Raw genomic sequence first — 15,298 nt, forward strand, 5'->3', positions numbered from 1 at the left:
AATAACCCGACGAGCAGGAGGACCGCCCCTACAAACGCCAGTCACACTGACCGACCCCAGGTATCACGCGAGCCCAAAAGCCGAAAAACACTTATCCAGTGCGCTATAGACAATAAGTTGCAAGCTAGTTTCCAAATGAAATGAAATACCGCACTGCCAGGAGAGCACAGCGCGGTTCTTGCAGGCATCTATTACGGCTTGTTCAAACCTGTATCGCTACCCACCATCGTCGGCGAATTGGACAGCATGGATAATGCTGCCGATTGGGGCTGAGATTGACGGGTCTTGACAAGATGACGAATCACGGCAATGAATGCCCCGACAAATCCACCCAAGATCAGACCAAGCAGGATAATCAACGCCTTCTGAGGCTTGACCGGACGTAAAGGTTCAAGGGCTTGCTTATCGATAGTTACCAGCTTCAGCCGGCTCATATCAATGCTTAAGTTACGCAAGCGAGCCTCTTCAGCGCGCACCGGCTGAACACCGGCCAGAAACAGATCCTCGTTTTCACGACGATTCAGCACTTCAATCTCACGGTTCGACTGGAGCAATTGAAGCTCTTTGGCAATCTGCGCGATACGACCCTCAGTAAAGTCATCGGACTTACGCTGCATCAACACAGTACGTTCAGCCTCAAGCGCCTCGACGCCCATGAAGTACAGAGGGATTTGCTGATTGTTTATTTCGGTACGCATCACACTTGATGAGCCATTACGCTCTGACTCACCCAGAGCGGAAGGCGTGCTGGGCTTTCTGATCCCCAGGGACTTGGCGATTCCGATGGCTTCGTTCAACTGCGCCACTCGGTCGATGCGCCCAGTCTTCAACTGTGCTCGCAACGCCTTGAGTTCATCCTGCAACTGCGCACGTCGCAAGCTATCGGTTTCTCGCAGCGATGCAATCCGCGCCTCTTTATCAACCTCGTAATTAGAGCGGGCAGCATCAATCTTGCCCTTGAGCTCGTTCAATCGGTTTTTTACGATGACGTCCAGATCCGCTGCAATTTGCTCACGTTCCGTGGCAATCGCGTAATCAACGAAGCCATTGAGAATGGCGACGCCATCCACGCCTTTCGGATAACTCATCTCAAGCTTGATATAGGCACTGAGAGAGTTAGCCTTCTTCGGGTCGGGCAGAATGAGCTCAATAGAGTTGCGGTTAAACTCTTCGAAACTCTGCTCCAAGGTCCTGCCAGGCTGCTCGAATGCCTTGAACAATTTCTGGTTTGAGCGGAAAAAACCCAAGCGGGTATCGTAAGACTCCAATGATGCGCCCACTCTGACAAGAGCATCACCAGGAGGAAGCGTATAAATCTCAGAGCGATTCAAAGCATCCAGCTCGTTAATTGCGGCCGGGCGCAACACACTGCTGACTTCGTACTGAGGAGGCGTGAGGAACGCATAGATCGCAGCAATCAGCCCGGCGCTTGCGGTAGCAGCCAAGACTAATTTTTTCTGCTTCCAGATAACCTGAAAAAGTGCAACAAGATCAATCTCGTCGGACGAAGGAATCGGGGGTGCGCGGAAGCTACTACTCACAACAAAAACCTGCCTTCAAAGAGAAACTGCGGGCTCGTTATGCAGACAATCTTGTGGTTTTTGTATTTATAAGGGTCGGCCAAAAAGCCCAGCGTCGCTGCCAAGCCTTGGACACACAAAATGACTGGAATCGAGAACAGGTTGCATTTTGCCATCTCGTCATAACATTACAAGACTTGACATGTCCGTAGGGCAATTCCTACTCACTGAGGAAGTTGCAGGGAACATGATTCAGTTGAGCCCCAACATCACTATTTCCTAACGACAGAGAAGCGCTAATGCATCCTAGGGGGGGGGTGTAGAGCCAACGCCCAACAAAAGGCTTACACCTGCAATCGAAGCGACAAACGGTATGCGCCTTCCGACTAACCCTACAGTGTGGGGTTTGGGCGTTTCTTACGGCGAACCAGCAAACTCAGAAACGGCCCCACCAACATCCCCACAATCAACGCCAACGTCACAAACACCGAAACCGGCAGCTGTGGCGTAGACCACCCCAGGAACGCCAGGGCGACGTCTTGCTGGTTTTCCAGTACGAATGCCAGGATCGCCAAGGCGGCGATCAGCACAATCAGTACCAGGGCGACGCGCTTTACACCGCGCATAAACTTCTCCTATCCCAAAAAAACTCAGACGTTTTCTTCTTCGTCTTCGTTCACTCGATCCCGCAATTCCTTGCCCGGCTTGAAATGAGGCACGAATTTGCCGTCGAGGCTGACGGACTGGCCGGTTTTCGGGTTACGGCCCACGCGTGGAGCGCGGTAGTGCAGCGAGAAGCTGCCAAAGCCGCGGATCTCGATCCGATCACCAGTGGCCAGGCACTGGGACATTTGCTCAAGCATGGTCTTGATGGCCAACTCCACATCTTTGGATGAGAGCAGCCCTTGATGGGTGACAATTCGTTCGATCAACTCCGACTTCGTCATATTTTTCCCTTCTTTTTCAAGCAGCTAGGAAAAGCGCTCCGAAGGTTTTAGCATGACCAGATGAATTTGAACAGCCTGTGGCTTGACTTATCTTGCGCAAATTATGCTAACCCTTACCAGACCCAGGACCAGAGCAGGCCGGGCTCAGGATAGCGCTGGCGACCTTTCCCCAGAAAAGCCCATGGAGTGCCTGGATAACAAGATCGCACCCCGTAAGACGCCTCAAGGGCGATCACGCCTTGCCGGCCACGCACCTCACTCCAACCGCCAAATCCCAGACACAAAAAAGGGCGACCGAAGTCGCCCTTTTTATATGGTCTGACAGAACTTAGTTCTGTTTTTCCATTTGTGCACGCAACAGGTCGCCCAGAGTGGTCGGACCCGAAGCAATGTCAGAGGTAGCTGGCTTGTCGCGCAGGCTCTGGATTGCTTCTTTCTCTTCGATCTCGTCTTTCGACTTGATGGAGAGTTGGATTACGCGGCTCTTGCGGTCAACGCTGATGATCTTGGCTTCTACTTCCTGGCCTTCTTTCAGAACGTTACGAGCGTCTTCAACGCGATCACGGCTGATTTCGGAGGCTTTCAGAGTCGCTTCGATATCGTCACCCAAAGTGATGATGGCGCCTTTAGCGTCAACTTCCTTCACGATGCCTTTAACGATTGCACCCTTGTCGTTCTCTTGAACGTACTCGGAGAACGGATCGCTTTCCAGTTGCTTGATACCCAGGGAGATGCGCTCGCGCTCTGGGTCAACCGACAGGATAACGGTGTCCAGCTCGTCGCCCTTCTTGAAACGACGAACAGCTTCTTCGCCAACTTCGTTCCAGGAGATGTCGGACAGGTGAACCAGGCCGTCGATGCCGCCGTCCAGACCAATGAAGATACCGAAATCGGTGATCGACTTGATGGTGCCGGAGATTTTATCGCCCTTGTTGAACTGGCCAGAGAAATCTTCCCATGGGTTAGATTTGCACTGCTTGATGCCCAGGGAGATACGACGACGCTCTTCGTCGATGTCCAGAACCATAACTTCCACTTCGTCGCCGACTTGTACGACTTTCGAAGGGTGGATGTTCTTGTTGGTCCAGTCCATTTCGGAAACGTGTACCAGGCCTTCCACGCCTTCTTCCAGCTCTGCGAAGCAGCCGTAGTCGGTCAGGTTGGTAACACGCGCAGTTACGCGAGTGCTTTCTGGGTAACGGGCTTTGATAGCAACCCATGGATCTTCACCCAGTTGCTTCAGGCCCAGGGAAACACGGTTGCGCTCGCGATCGTATTTCAGAACCTTGACATCGATCTCGTCGCCAACGTTGACGATTTCGGAAGGATGCTTGATACGCTTCCAAGCCATGTCGGTAATGTGCAGCAGGCCATCGACGCCACCCAGATCGACGAATGCGCCGTAATCGGTGAGGTTCTTGACGATACCTTTGACTTGTTGGCCTTCCTGCAGGGATTCCAGCAGAGCTTCACGCTCAGCGGAGTTCTCTGCTTCCAGCACGCTGCGACGGGAAACGACAACGTTGTTGCGCTTCTGGTCGAGCTTGATGACCTTGAATTCGAGTTCTTTGCCTTCCAGGTGCGTGGTGTCGCGCACTGGACGAACGTCGACCAAAGAACCTGGCAGGAACGCACGGATGCCGTTAACGTCGACAGTGAAGCCGCCTTTAACCTTACCGTTGATAACGCCCTTGACCACTTCTTCAGCTGCGAAGGCTGCTTCGAGAACAATCCAGCATTCAGCGCGCTTGGCTTTTTCACGGGACAGCTTGGTTTCACCGAAACCGTCTTCAACCGAGTCCAGAGCAACGTGAACTTCGTCACCGACATTGATAGTCAGGTCACCAGCGTCGTTGTAGAACTGCTCAAGCGGGATGAGTGCTTCAGACTTCAGACCAGCGTGAACGGTTACCCAGCGAGCTTGGTAATCGATATCAACGATAACACCGGTGATGATGGAGCCAGCCTGAAGGTTCAGGGTTTTTAGGCTTTCTTCAAAGAGTTCCGCAAAGCTTTCGCTCATTTTAATTCCTGTTGATAAGGGCGAAGAATACGCCCATCTGCCACACCCCAGACGGTGTGGGTTACGTTCATATAAGAGAAGAAGCGCAGGTCTAGGACTGGTCCCCTGCACTTCCTCTGAGTCATCCGGCGATATCGCGAAGGGCGATTTCACTCAAGATGCGTTCCAGCACCTGCTCGATGGACAATTCCGTGGAATCCAGCTGTATGGCGTCAGCCGCCGGTTTGAGCGGGGCTACCGCACGCTGGGTGTCACGCTCATCGCGCGCACGAATCTCATCTAGCAGACTCGACAGACTAACACCATCCACCTTGCCCTTCAACTGCAAGTAACGGCGGCGCGCCCGCTCCTCGGCACTGGCCGTCAGGAAAATCTTCAGCGGCGCCTCAGGGAACACCACGGTACCCATATCACGGCCATCGGCCACAAGGCCCGGCGGCTCCTGGAAAGCCCGTTGACGCTGGAGCAAGGCATCACGCACGGCCGGCAAGGCGGCCACCTGGGAAGCCCAGGAGCCAACCTGCTCGTTACGCAGATCATCGGTTACGTCATCTCCTTCCAGGATAATGCGCAGCGAATGACCTTCGGTCGCGCCGACGAACTGCACGTCAAGGTGAGCCGCCAGCAATACCAACGATGCTTCATTGGTCAGGTCGACGCCATGATTACGTGCGGCGAAAGCCAGCAGGCGATACAACGCCCCGGAGTCCAGCAGACACCACCCCAGACGCTTGGCCAACAAGCCTGCGACGGTGCCTTTGCCAGAGCCGCTCGGCCCGTCGATGGTAATCACCGGTGCTTTGATATTCACAATTGAGCCTCTTGGGCTACACGAATGCCGACTTGGGCAGACAGTGTAAGAAAATTCGGAAAAGATGTAGCTACGTTGGCACAGTCATGGATACGAATCGGCGCAGTGGCACGCAGGGACGCCACACTGAACGCCATGGCGATCCGATGATCACCGTGGGCATGCACTTCACCCCCGGCCATGCCGCCGCCATCAATGATAATCCCATCAGGGGTCGGCACACACTTCACACCCAGCGCCAACAGACCGTCGGCCATTACCTGGATGCGGTCAGACTCCTTGACCCGCAACTCTTCGGCACCACGCAATACCGTGCGCCCCTGGGCGCAAGCGGCGGCGACAAACAGCACTGGGAATTCGTCGATAGCCAGCGGAACCAGCGCTTCGGGAATCTCGATACCCTTGAGCGGTGCCGCGCGTACACGCAGGTCCGCAACCGGTTCGCCGCCCACTTCACGCAGGTTTTCCAGGGTGATATCGGCCCCCATGAGACGCAGGATATCGATCACCCCGGTGCGGGTAGGATTGATTCCCACATGCTCCAGCAACAATTCGGACCCCTCGGCAATCGAGGCGGCCACCAGGAAGAATGCCGCGGAAGAGATATCACCCGGCACTTCGATGCGCGTGGCCAACAGTGCATGACCCGACTCAACCGCCACCGTTGCGTCAACGACCTCCACCGGGCAGCCAAAACCGCGCAACATCCGCTCGGTATGATCACGGGTGGGCGCAGGCTCGGTCACCGCCGTCCGGCCTTCGGCGTACAAGCCAGCCAGCAACAGGCTGGACTTGACCTGGGCGCTAGCCATCGGCAGCGTGTAATTCAACCCCTTGAGCGACTGCCCGCCACGAATAGTCAGCGGTGGCCGGCCTTCCGGCCCGGTTTCGATCACCGCGCCCATCGCCCGTAACGGCTTGGCCACGCGATTCATCGGCCGCTTGGACAGCGAAGCATCGCCGGTCAGCACACTGTCAAAACGCTGCGCCGCCAACAAGCCTGACAGCAGGCGCATGGACGTGCCCGAATTGCCGAGATAGATCGGCCCCGGGGCCGGCTTCAAGCCATGCAGGCCCACACCATGGATGGTCACTCGCCCGTGGTGCGGACCTTCGATCACCACACCCATGTCGCGAAACGCCTGCAGGGTCGCCAGGGCATCCTCACCCTCAAGGAACCCCTCGACTTCGGTAATACCGTCCGCCAGCGACCCGAGCATGATCGAGCGATGGGAAATGGATTTATCCCCCGGCACCCGGATCTTGCCACTCAATTGCCCACCGGGGCTGGCGACAAACACCACATCGTCAGCGTTGACAGCGGCGTCCATATAGGCACGCCGCGCCAGGATCTTGCTGAAGTGCTCGCGCGCTACCCGTGCACGGGTGAAAACACCCAGCAACTGGTGCCCATCCCCCGCATCGACCGCATCGCGCAAGGCATCCAAGTCACTGCGGAAGGTGTCTAGGGTGCGCAGTACGGCCTCGCGATTGGCGAGAAATATGTCATGCCACATCACCGGATCGCTCCCGGCAATCCGCGTGAAATCGCGAAAACCGCCGGCGGCGTAACGGAAAATCTCCAGATTTTCGTTGCGCTTGGCCAGGGAGTCGACCAGGCCAAAGGCCAGCAAATGCGGCAGATGACTGGTCGCCGCCAGCACTTCGTCATGACGCTCGACCTGCATATGCTCGACATCCGCCCCCAGCTCGCGCCACAGCCGATCCACCACCGCCAAGGCGGCGGGATCGGTTTCTGGCAACGGCGTGAGGATCACCTTGTGCCGACGGAACAGTTGGGCGTTGGAGGCTTCCACCCCGCTCTGCTCGGAGCCAGCGATCGGGTGCCCCGGCACGAACCGCGCCGGCATGCCGCCAAACGCCAGCCGCGCCGCGCGTACAACATTGCCTTTGGCACTGCCGACATCCGTGAGGATCGCCTGGCCCAGGTCCATGCCAGCCAGCAGCCCCAGCAGTTTTTCCATGGCCAGGATCGGTACCGCCAACTGAATGACATCGGCGCCCTGGCATGCCAGGGCCAAGTCCGCCTCACAGCGGTCCACCACCCCCAGCTCAACCGCCAACCGACGCGATTGCGGGTCCAGATCCACACCGACCACTTCGCCACACAGGCCGCTTTCACGCAGGCCCTTGGCAAAGGAGCCGCCAATCAATCCCAGGCCGACCACCACCAGGCGACCGATCACAGGCACAACAGGTTGCATTGCAATCACATCAACCACGGGCCAGGACCTTGGCCAGCGCCTCAAGGAAGCGACTGTTTTCAGCCGGCAAACCGATGGTGATACGCAAATGGTTGGGCATGCCGTAATTGGCCACCGGACGCACGATCACGCCTTCGCGCAGCAGGCCCTGGAATACCGGAGCGGCCTCCTGGGCGAGATCTACGCAGACAAAGTTGCCCTTGGACTCAATCCAGCCCAGGCCCAACTCACGAAAGCCTTGCTGCAGCTGCTGCATACCGCTTTCGTTGATCCGCCGCCCTTCTTCCAGGTACTCGGCATCCTTGAGCGCCGCACAGGCCGCCGCCAGCGCCAGGCTGTTGACGTTGAATGGCTGGCGCACGCGGTTCAGCACATCCGCGACAACGGCTGTGGATAACCCGTAGCCAACCCGCAGCGACGCCAGGCCATAAGCCTTGGAGAACGTGCGCGATACCAGCAGGTTCGGGTAGGCCGCGAGGAAGTCCAGGCCGTCGGGCAAGTCACTGCCTTCGGCGTATTCGATGTAGGCCTCGTCCAGCACCACCAACACGTGCCCAGGCACATCCTGCAGGAACTCGTTCAGCGCGTCGGCACCGAACCAGGTACCGGTCGGGTTGTTCGGGTTGGCGATAAACACCACGCGGGTCTGGGCATCGATGGCCGCCAGCATGGCCGGCAGGTCATGCCCCCAGTCCTTGGCCGCAATCACCCGCGCCTCGGCGCCGACAGCCTGGGTGACAATCGGATACACCGCAAACGCGTGCTCACTGAACACCGCATTCAGGCCCGGGGCCAGATAGGCACGCGCCACCAGTTCCAGGATGTCGTTGGAACCGTTACCCAGGGTCACCTGGCTCAACTCGACCCGGCAGCTCTCGGCCAGCAGGGACTTGAGGGCAAAGCCGTTACCGTCGGGATAACGGGTCAGTTCCGCCAACTCTTCGCGGATCGCCGCCAGCACTTTGGGGCTTGGCCCCAGGGGGTTTTCATTGCTGGCCAGCTTGACGATCTTCGCCGGGTCCAGATTCAACTCGCGCGCCAACTCGTCCACAGGCTTGCCTGGAACGTAAGGCGACAGTTGTTGCACGCCCGGCTGCGCCAGGGCGAGGAAGTTGCCACTCATGTCAAAGCCTCACAAAACCGCTTTTGGGTAGGAACCCAGCACCTTGAGTGCCACGGCTTCCTGACTGATTTTCTCGAGCACACCCTTGACCAGCGGATCACGGTGGTGGCCGACGAAGTCGATAAAGAACACATAGGTCCATTTACCGCTGCGCGAAGGACGGGTCTCAATGCGCGTCAGGTCAATCCCGTTGTCATGGAACGGCACCAGCAGCTCATGCAGCGCCCCCGGCTTGTTGCTCATGGAGACGATGATCGACGTCTTGTCGTCGCCGGTCGGCGGCACTTCCTGGCTGCCGATCATCAAGAAGCGCGTGGAGTTGTCCGGGCGATCCTCGATTTTCTCGGCCAGGCGCGTCAGGCCGTACAGGCCCGCAGCCATATCCCCGGCAATCGCCGCCGAATTCCACTCACCCTTGACCCGCTTGGCCGCCTCGGCGTTGCTGGAGACCGCGACGCGCTCGACATTCGGGTAATGAGCGTCCAGCCACTTGCGGCACTGGGCCAGGGACTGAGCGTGGGAGTAAATGCGGCTGATGCTGTCGGTCTTGGTGTTTTCGCCCACCAGCAAGTGGTGGTGAATACGCAGCTCGACTTCGCCACAGATCACCATGTCGTGCTCAAGGAAGCTGTCAAGCGTATGGTTGACCGCGCCTTCGGTGGAGTTTTCCACCGGCACTACGCCGAAGTTCACCGCACCGGCAGCCACTTCGCGGAACACCTCATCGATGGCCGCCATCGGCTTGCTGATCACCGCGTGGCCGAAATGCTTCATCGCCGCCGCCTGGGTGAAGGTGCCTTCGGGGCCGAGGTACGCCACTTTCAATGGCTGCTCGAGGGCCAGGCACGAAGACATGATTTCGCGGAACAACCGCGCCATCTCTTCATTGCCCAGCGGCCCCTGGTTACGCTCCATCACCCGTTTGAGCACTTGGGCTTCGCGCTCTGGACGATAGAACACCGGCACTTCGCCTTCGGCCAGGGAAGCCATCTTGACCCGCGCCACTTCCTGGGCACACCGCGCCCGCTCACTGATCAGCTCCAGGACCTTGGTGTCCAGGGCGTCAATGCGTACACGCAGGGCCTTGAGTTCTTGCTCAGACATTAGCCGTGTTCCTTTTCGAACTCTGCCATGTAGGCCACCAGTGCCTTGATGGCATTGATGTCGACGGCGTTGTAGATGGAGGCGCGCATGCCGCCTACCGAACGATGCCCCTTGAGGTTGAGCAGGCCACGCTCGTCGGCACCCGCCAGGAATGGCTTGTCCAGGCGGTCATCGGCCAGGCGGAACGGCACGTTCATCCACGAACGGGCGCTCAGGCTGATCGGGTTGCTGTACAGGCCGCTGGCGTCGATGAAGTCGTACAGGGTGCGCTTCTTCTCTTCGTTGAGCTTGCCCATGGCTGCCACGCCGCCCTGCTCCTTGAGCCACTCGAACACCAGGCCCGACAGGTACCAGGCAAAAGCCGGCGGAGTGTTGTACATCGAGCCGTTGTCGGCCGCGACCTTGTAGTTGAGCATGGTCGGGCACACCGAGCGGGCACGACCGAGCAGGTCTTCACGGATGATGTTGACCAGGATGCCGCTCGGGCCGATGTTCTTCTGCGCGCCGGCGTAGATCATGCCGTAGCGGGACACATCCATCGGGCGCGAGAGAATGTCCGAGGACATATCGCACACCAACGGGACATCACCGACTTCAGGTACCCAGTCGAATTCCAGGCCGCCGATGGTTTCGTTCTGGACGTAGTGAACATAGGACGCGTCCTTGGACAACTTCCACTCGTTCTGACCTGGAATAGCGAAATAATCGTAGGGCTTGGCAGTACCGGCCACGTTAATGTTGCCGTAGCGCGAGGCCTCTTCAATGGCCTTCTGCCCCCAGATACCGGTATCGATATAGTCGGCAGTGCCGTCTTCCGGCAGCAGGTTCAGCGGGATCTGGGCGAACTGCTGGCTGGCGCCGCCTTGCAGGAACAGCACCTTGTAGTCCGACGGGATGTCCAGCAGGTCACGCAGATCCTGCTCGGCCTTGGTGGCAATGGACACGAACTCATCACTGCGATGGCTCATTTCCATCACGGAGAGGCCTTTGCCATGCCAGTCGAGGAGTTCACCCTGCGCGCGCTGCAGGACTGCTTCAGGAAGTGCCGCGGGACCAGCACAGAAGTTATAGGCTCTCTTGCTCACATCCAATCTCGCTCTGATCTGTTGGTCACATAATTCGTGTTCGACACATAACCCCTGTGGGAGCGGGCTTGCTCGCGAAAGCGGTGTGTCAGCCCGCCTATGCGCTGACTGATACGCCGCTTTCGCGAGCAAGCCCGCTCCCACAGGGGAATGCGCAGTATTGCAAACTTTCAAAAGGGACAAATAACAAGGGGGCGAATCTTCATCCGCCCCCTTGGTTGTCCGCTTATTCCTGCGGTTCTTCTTCGTCTGCGGCAGCATCGAGGGTTGGCTCGTCGACGCTGTCATCGCCGGCTGCGATCACCTCGCCATCGAACTCCTCACCTTCCAGCTCCTCGCCTTCGACTTCCGATGGCTCCTGGACACGCTCCAGGCCCACCAGGGTCTCGTCGCTGGCCAGCTTGATCAAGGTCACGCCCTGGGTGTTACGGCCCAGGCTCGACACTTCATCAACACGGGTACGTACCAGGGTGCCCTGGTCGGAAATCAGCATGATTTCCTCGCCATCCAGCACCTGGACCGCGCCGACCAGACGGCCGTTGCGATCGTTGCTGACCATGGCGATCACACCCTGGCCGCCACGCTTGTACTCGGGGAACTCGCTGATAGCGGTGCGCTTGCCATAACCACGGGCCGAAGCCGTAAGGATCTGGCTGCCTTCTTCCGGGATCAGCATGGAAATCAGCTTCTGCCCTTCCGGCAGGCGCATACCGCGCACACCACGGGCGGTACGGCCCATCGCACGCACGTCGGACTCTTTGAAGCGCGTCACCTTGCCACCGTCGGAGAACAGCATGACTTCCCGCTCGCCATCGGTAATGGCCGCAGAGATCAGCACGTCGCCTTCGTCCAGCTCCAGGGCGATCAGGCCCACGCTGCGCTGGCGGCTGAAGGATTCCAGCGGGGTCTTCTTCACGGTGCCTTTGGCGGTTGCCATGAAGATGAAGTGACCCTCGGTGTATTCCTCGACCGGCAGCATGGTGGTGATGTATTCATCGGTGTCCAGCGGCAACAGGTTGACCAGCGGACGGCCACGGGCAGCGCGGGACGCTTCCGGGATTTCGTAGGTCTTGAGCCAGTACACCTTGCCCTTGCTGGAGAACAGCAACAGCGTGGTGTGGCTGTTGGCAACCAGCAGGTGAGCGATGTAGTCCTCATCCTTCACACCGGTAGCCGATTTACCTTTACCACCGCGGCGCTGGGCCTGGTACGCAGCCAAAGGCTGGGTCTTGGCATAGCCACCGTGGGAAATGGTCACCACGCGCTCTTCTTCCGGGATCATGTCACCCAGGGTCAGGTCGAGGCGCGCATCAAGAATTTCGGTGCGGCGCACGTCGCCGTATTCGGCGCGGATCACTTCCAGTTCTTCGCGGATCACTTCCATCAGGCGCACGGCGCTGTTGAGGATGCGGATCAGCTCGCCGATCTGGTTGAGTATCTCCTGATACTCGGCCAGCAGCTTCTCGTGCTCCAGACCGGTCAAACGGTGCAGACGCAGTTCCAGGATGGCCTGGGCCTGTTCCGGCGACAGGAAGTATTTGCCATCACGCAGGCCGTATTGCGGGTCCAGGGTCTCCGGACGGCACGAATCGGCACCGGCACGTTCAACCATCGCCACGACGGCGCTGGATTCCCACGGCATCTTGATCAGCGCTTCCTTGGCTTCCGACGGGGTCGGCGAAGCCTTGATCAGGGCGATAACCGGGTCGATGTTCGACAGCGCAACCGCCTGGCCTTCCAGGATGTGCCCGCGTTCGCGGGCCTTGCGCAGTTCGAACACGGTGCGGCGGGTCACCACTTCGCGACGGTGACGCACGAAGGCTTCCAGCAGATCCTTGAGGTTCAGGATGCGCGGGCGACCGTCGATCAGGGCCACGACGTTGATACCAAACACGCTTTGCAGTTGGGTCTGGGCGTAGAGGTTGTTGAGGATCACCTCAGGCACTTCGCCACGACGCAGCTCGATCACCACGCGCATACCGTCTTTGTCAGACTCGTCGCGCAGTTCGGTGATGCCTTCGAGCTTCTTCTCTTTAACCAGCTCGGCGATCTTCTCGATCAGGCGTGCCTTGTTCAACTGGTACGGGAGTTCGGTGATGACGATCTGCTGGCGGCCACCGACCTTGTCGATGTCTTCGATCATCGAGCGGGCGCGCATATAAATGCGGCCACGGCCGGTGCGATAGGCTTCGATGATGCCGGCGCGACCGTTGATGATCGCGGCGGTCGGGAAGTCCGGGCCGGGGATGTATTGCATCAGCTCATCGACGGTCAGCTCGGGGTTGTCGATAAGCGCCAGGCAACCGTCGATGACTTCACCGAGGTTGTGTGGCGGGATGTTGGTGGCCATGCCCACGGCGATACCGCTGGAGCCGTTGACCAACAGGTTGGGAATACGGGTCGGCATGACCGCCGGGATCATTTCGGTGCCGTCGTAGTTCGGCACCCAGTCCACGGTTTCTTTGTGCAGGTCGGCCAGCAGCTCGTGTGCCAGCTTGGTCATGCGCACTTCGGTGTATCGCATGGCCGCGGCGTTGTCGCCGTCCACCGAACCGAAGTTGCCCTGGCCGTCTACCAGCAGGTAGCGCAGGGAAAACGGCTGGGCCATCCGAACGATGGTGTCGTACACCGCAGTGTCGCCGTGAGGGTGATACTTACCGATCACGTCACCGACAACACGGGCAGATTTCTTGTACGGCTTGTTCCAGTCGTTACCCAGCTCGCTCATCGCGAACAGCACACGCCGGTGCACGGGCTTCAAGCCATCGCGCGCATCAGGCAGTGCCCGCCCGACAATTACGCTCATCGCATAGTCGAGGTAGGACTGTTTCAGCTCGTCTTCGATATTGACCGGGAGGATTTCTTTGGCCAGTTCGCCCATGAGAAGCCTGATTCCTTTTTCGGGTGAAACCTCGTCACATCCATATGGGACGAACGAAGCTCGCCGCCGCCGGCATGATGCCTGGCAACGACTTACGACAAATCAACGAGTTATGACACGGATCTGCGCATTAAAGGTCGCCCCTTGGGGTGACCTTGGAAACCGCCGAATGGTATCACAATCGCCGCCACGCACCTATCCCCCAGATGCGCATGGAGCGTAGTAAGTTGACGGATGACAGGCTTGAGGGCGACGAGAGGGGCTCAGAGCTGAATAGAGGCTAGGATTTGCCTGTGGATCCGAGGGTTTTGCTGGCTTTTCGGGCCAATCGCGGGCAAGCCCACTCCCACCGTTGTTTTATGAAGGCACTCATAATGTGGGAGCGGGCTTGCCCGCGATTGCAATCTGCCAGACACCAAAGCCCTCAATGCAGGCGCTTACGGCACATCAGTTTGGCGATCTTGGCGGTATCAGGCCGCTCGACGATGCCTTTTTCGGTGACGATCACGTCGATCAGGTCCGCCGGTGTGACGTCAAACACCGGGTTGAAGGCTGTTACATCAGCGGCAAATCGCTGCCCGGCGACGTTCAGCAGCTCGCCGGCATCCCGCTCTTCCAGGGCGACGTCATCACCAGTAGCCATCATCAGGTCCAGGGTCGAACTCGCCGCCACCACCATAAAGCGCACACCATGGTGCATGGCGCACACGGCCAACTGGTAGGTGCCGATCTTGCTGATCACATCGCCATTGGCGGCGATGCAGTCAGCCCCCACAATCACCCAGGTCACCCCCTTGGTCTTGAGAATATGCGCGCCAGCCGAGTCGGCATTCACCGTGACCGGAATGCCCGCGCCCGCCAGTTCCCAGGCGGTCAACCGCGAGCCTTGCAGCCAGGGGCGGGTTTCGTTGGCATAGACCTGCTCGACCATGCCCTCCAGAAACGCCGCACGGATCACCCCCAGCGCAGTGCCTACACCACCGCTCGCCAAGGCCCCGGCGTTGCCATGGGTCAGGATCGCCTGGGCATTGCCCTGATGCTTGCGGATCAATTCGACGCCCAATTGCGCCATGGTGAGGTTGGCTTCACGGTCGCTTTCATGGATCGCGATGGCTTCAGCCTCCAGCACCACCAGCGGATCGGCGTGCTTTTTGAGGCGATCGAGGCGATCACGCATGCGCTTGATGGCCCAGAACAGGTTCGACGCGGTGGGACGGGAATCGGCCAGCAGCGCGTAGTCCTCCTCCCATGAAGCCTGCCAGTCACCGCCCTCGGCGATCCGCGCGCGCGCGGCCAGCACCAGCCCATAGGCGGCGCTGATGCCGATGGCCGGCGCGCCCCGCACCACCATCGCACGAATGGCCGCGGCCACTTCGTCGGCCGTCGCGCAGGTCACCCAGTTTTCCCGGGAGGGCAGCGCACGCTGATCGAGCAGGTGCAGTGCGCCATCACGCCAATCGATGGCCTTCACTTTCTCCGCTGCCAACAGTCGATCGCGCATCCCTCACCCCGTACTCATCAACAAAAGCCGCGGATTATAGCGATCCGCCAGCCAGGACGCTCGGGTATACTTCGCCCT

11 protein-coding genes are annotated in these 15,298 nt (G+C 58.9%); all 11 read right to left on the bottom strand.

Features of this window, described 5'->3' with window-relative positions:
• Nucleotides 1-191: 191 nt before the first annotated feature.
• Nucleotides 192-1,541 (bottom strand): Wzz/FepE/Etk N-terminal domain-containing protein, encoded by a 1,350-nt coding sequence (locus FIV38_RS10265; RefSeq protein ID WP_092235128.1) that lies wholly within the window; start codon nt 1,539-1,541, stop codon nt 192-194.
• A 371-nt stretch (nt 1,542-1,912) separates the two neighbouring features.
• Complete coding sequence (locus FIV38_RS10270) at nt 1,913-2,146, bottom strand: lipopolysaccharide assembly protein LapA domain-containing protein (RefSeq protein WP_092235125.1); 234 nt, start codon at nt 2,144-2,146, stop codon at nt 1,913-1,915.
• A 24-nt stretch (nt 2,147-2,170) separates the two neighbouring features.
• Nucleotides 2,171-2,467: an integration host factor subunit beta gene (ihfB, locus tag FIV38_RS10275; protein ID WP_017848846.1), complete on the bottom strand. Its 297-nt coding sequence runs from the start codon at nt 2,465-2,467 to the stop codon at nt 2,171-2,173.
• A gap of 328 nt (nt 2,468-2,795) precedes the next feature.
• Nucleotides 2,796-4,490: a 30S ribosomal protein S1 gene (rpsA, locus tag FIV38_RS10280; protein ID WP_029298694.1), complete on the bottom strand. Its 1,695-nt coding sequence runs from the start codon at nt 4,488-4,490 to the stop codon at nt 2,796-2,798.
• A gap of 121 nt (nt 4,491-4,611) precedes the next feature.
• Nucleotides 4,612-5,301, bottom strand: coding sequence for a (d)CMP kinase (gene cmk, locus FIV38_RS10285; protein ID WP_029298696.1), 690 nt, complete (start codon nt 5,299-5,301; stop codon nt 4,612-4,614).
• Complete coding sequence (locus FIV38_RS10290) at nt 5,298-7,508, bottom strand: bifunctional prephenate dehydrogenase/3-phosphoshikimate 1-carboxyvinyltransferase (protein ID WP_092237374.1); 2,211 nt, start codon at nt 7,506-7,508, stop codon at nt 5,298-5,300. The genes cmk and FIV38_RS10290 overlap by 4 nt, the downstream gene beginning before the upstream one ends.
• A gap of 28 nt (nt 7,509-7,536) precedes the next feature.
• Nucleotides 7,537-8,649: a histidinol-phosphate transaminase gene (gene hisC, locus FIV38_RS10295; protein WP_092235122.1), complete on the bottom strand. Its 1,113-nt coding sequence runs from the start codon at nt 8,647-8,649 to the stop codon at nt 7,537-7,539.
• 9 nt (nt 8,650-8,658) lie between these two features.
• A complete protein-coding gene (pheA, locus tag FIV38_RS10300; protein ID WP_029298704.1) occupies nt 8,659-9,753 on the bottom strand; it encodes a prephenate dehydratase in 1,095 nt (364 codons plus the stop codon).
• Nucleotides 9,753-10,838, bottom strand: coding sequence for a 3-phosphoserine/phosphohydroxythreonine transaminase (serC, locus tag FIV38_RS10305; RefSeq protein ID WP_029298706.1), 1,086 nt, complete (start codon nt 10,836-10,838; stop codon nt 9,753-9,755). The genes pheA and serC overlap by 1 nt, the downstream gene beginning before the upstream one ends.
• A 226-nt stretch (nt 10,839-11,064) precedes the next feature.
• Nucleotides 11,065-13,719, bottom strand: coding sequence for a DNA gyrase subunit A (gyrA, locus tag FIV38_RS10310; RefSeq protein WP_029298707.1), 2,655 nt, complete (start codon nt 13,717-13,719; stop codon nt 11,065-11,067).
• Between the two features lie 424 nt (nt 13,720-14,143).
• A complete protein-coding gene (gene mtnA, locus FIV38_RS10315) occupies nt 14,144-15,220 on the bottom strand; it encodes an S-methyl-5-thioribose-1-phosphate isomerase (RefSeq protein WP_092235119.1) in 1,077 nt (358 codons plus the stop codon).
• Nucleotides 15,221-15,298: the final 78 nt, after the last annotated feature.

Origin of the sequence: Pseudomonas proteolytica, assembly GCF_007858275.1 — a bacterium.
In the GTDB taxonomy this organism is placed as follows: Bacteria; Pseudomonadota; Gammaproteobacteria; order Pseudomonadales; family Pseudomonadaceae; genus Aquipseudomonas; species Aquipseudomonas proteolytica.

What these genes read in the sequence shown, in the direction of transcription:
- FIV38_RS10270 (WP_092235125.1), bottom strand. Translation starts at nt 2,146, where the DNA reads ATGCGCGGTGTAAAGCGCGTCGCCCTGGTACTGATTGTGCTGATCGCC.
- ihfB (WP_017848846.1), bottom strand. Translation starts at nt 2,467, where the DNA reads ATGACGAAGTCGGAGTTGATCGAACGAATTGTCACCCATCAAGGGCTG.
- rpsA (WP_029298694.1), bottom strand. Translation starts at nt 4,490, where the DNA reads ATGAGCGAAAGCTTTGCGGAACTCTTTGAAGAAAGCCTAAAAACCCTG.
- hisC (WP_092235122.1), bottom strand. Translation starts at nt 8,649, where the DNA reads ATGAGTGGCAACTTCCTCGCCCTGGCGCAGCCGGGCGTGCAACAACTG.
- pheA (WP_029298704.1), bottom strand. Translation starts at nt 9,753, where the DNA reads ATGTCTGAGCAAGAACTCAAGGCCCTGCGTGTACGCATTGACGCCCTG.
- gyrA (WP_029298707.1), bottom strand. Translation starts at nt 13,719, where the DNA reads ATGGGCGAACTGGCCAAAGAAATCCTCCCGGTCAATATCGAAGACGAG.
- mtnA (WP_092235119.1), bottom strand. Translation starts at nt 15,220, where the DNA reads ATGCGCGATCGACTGTTGGCAGCGGAGAAAGTGAAGGCCATCGATTGG.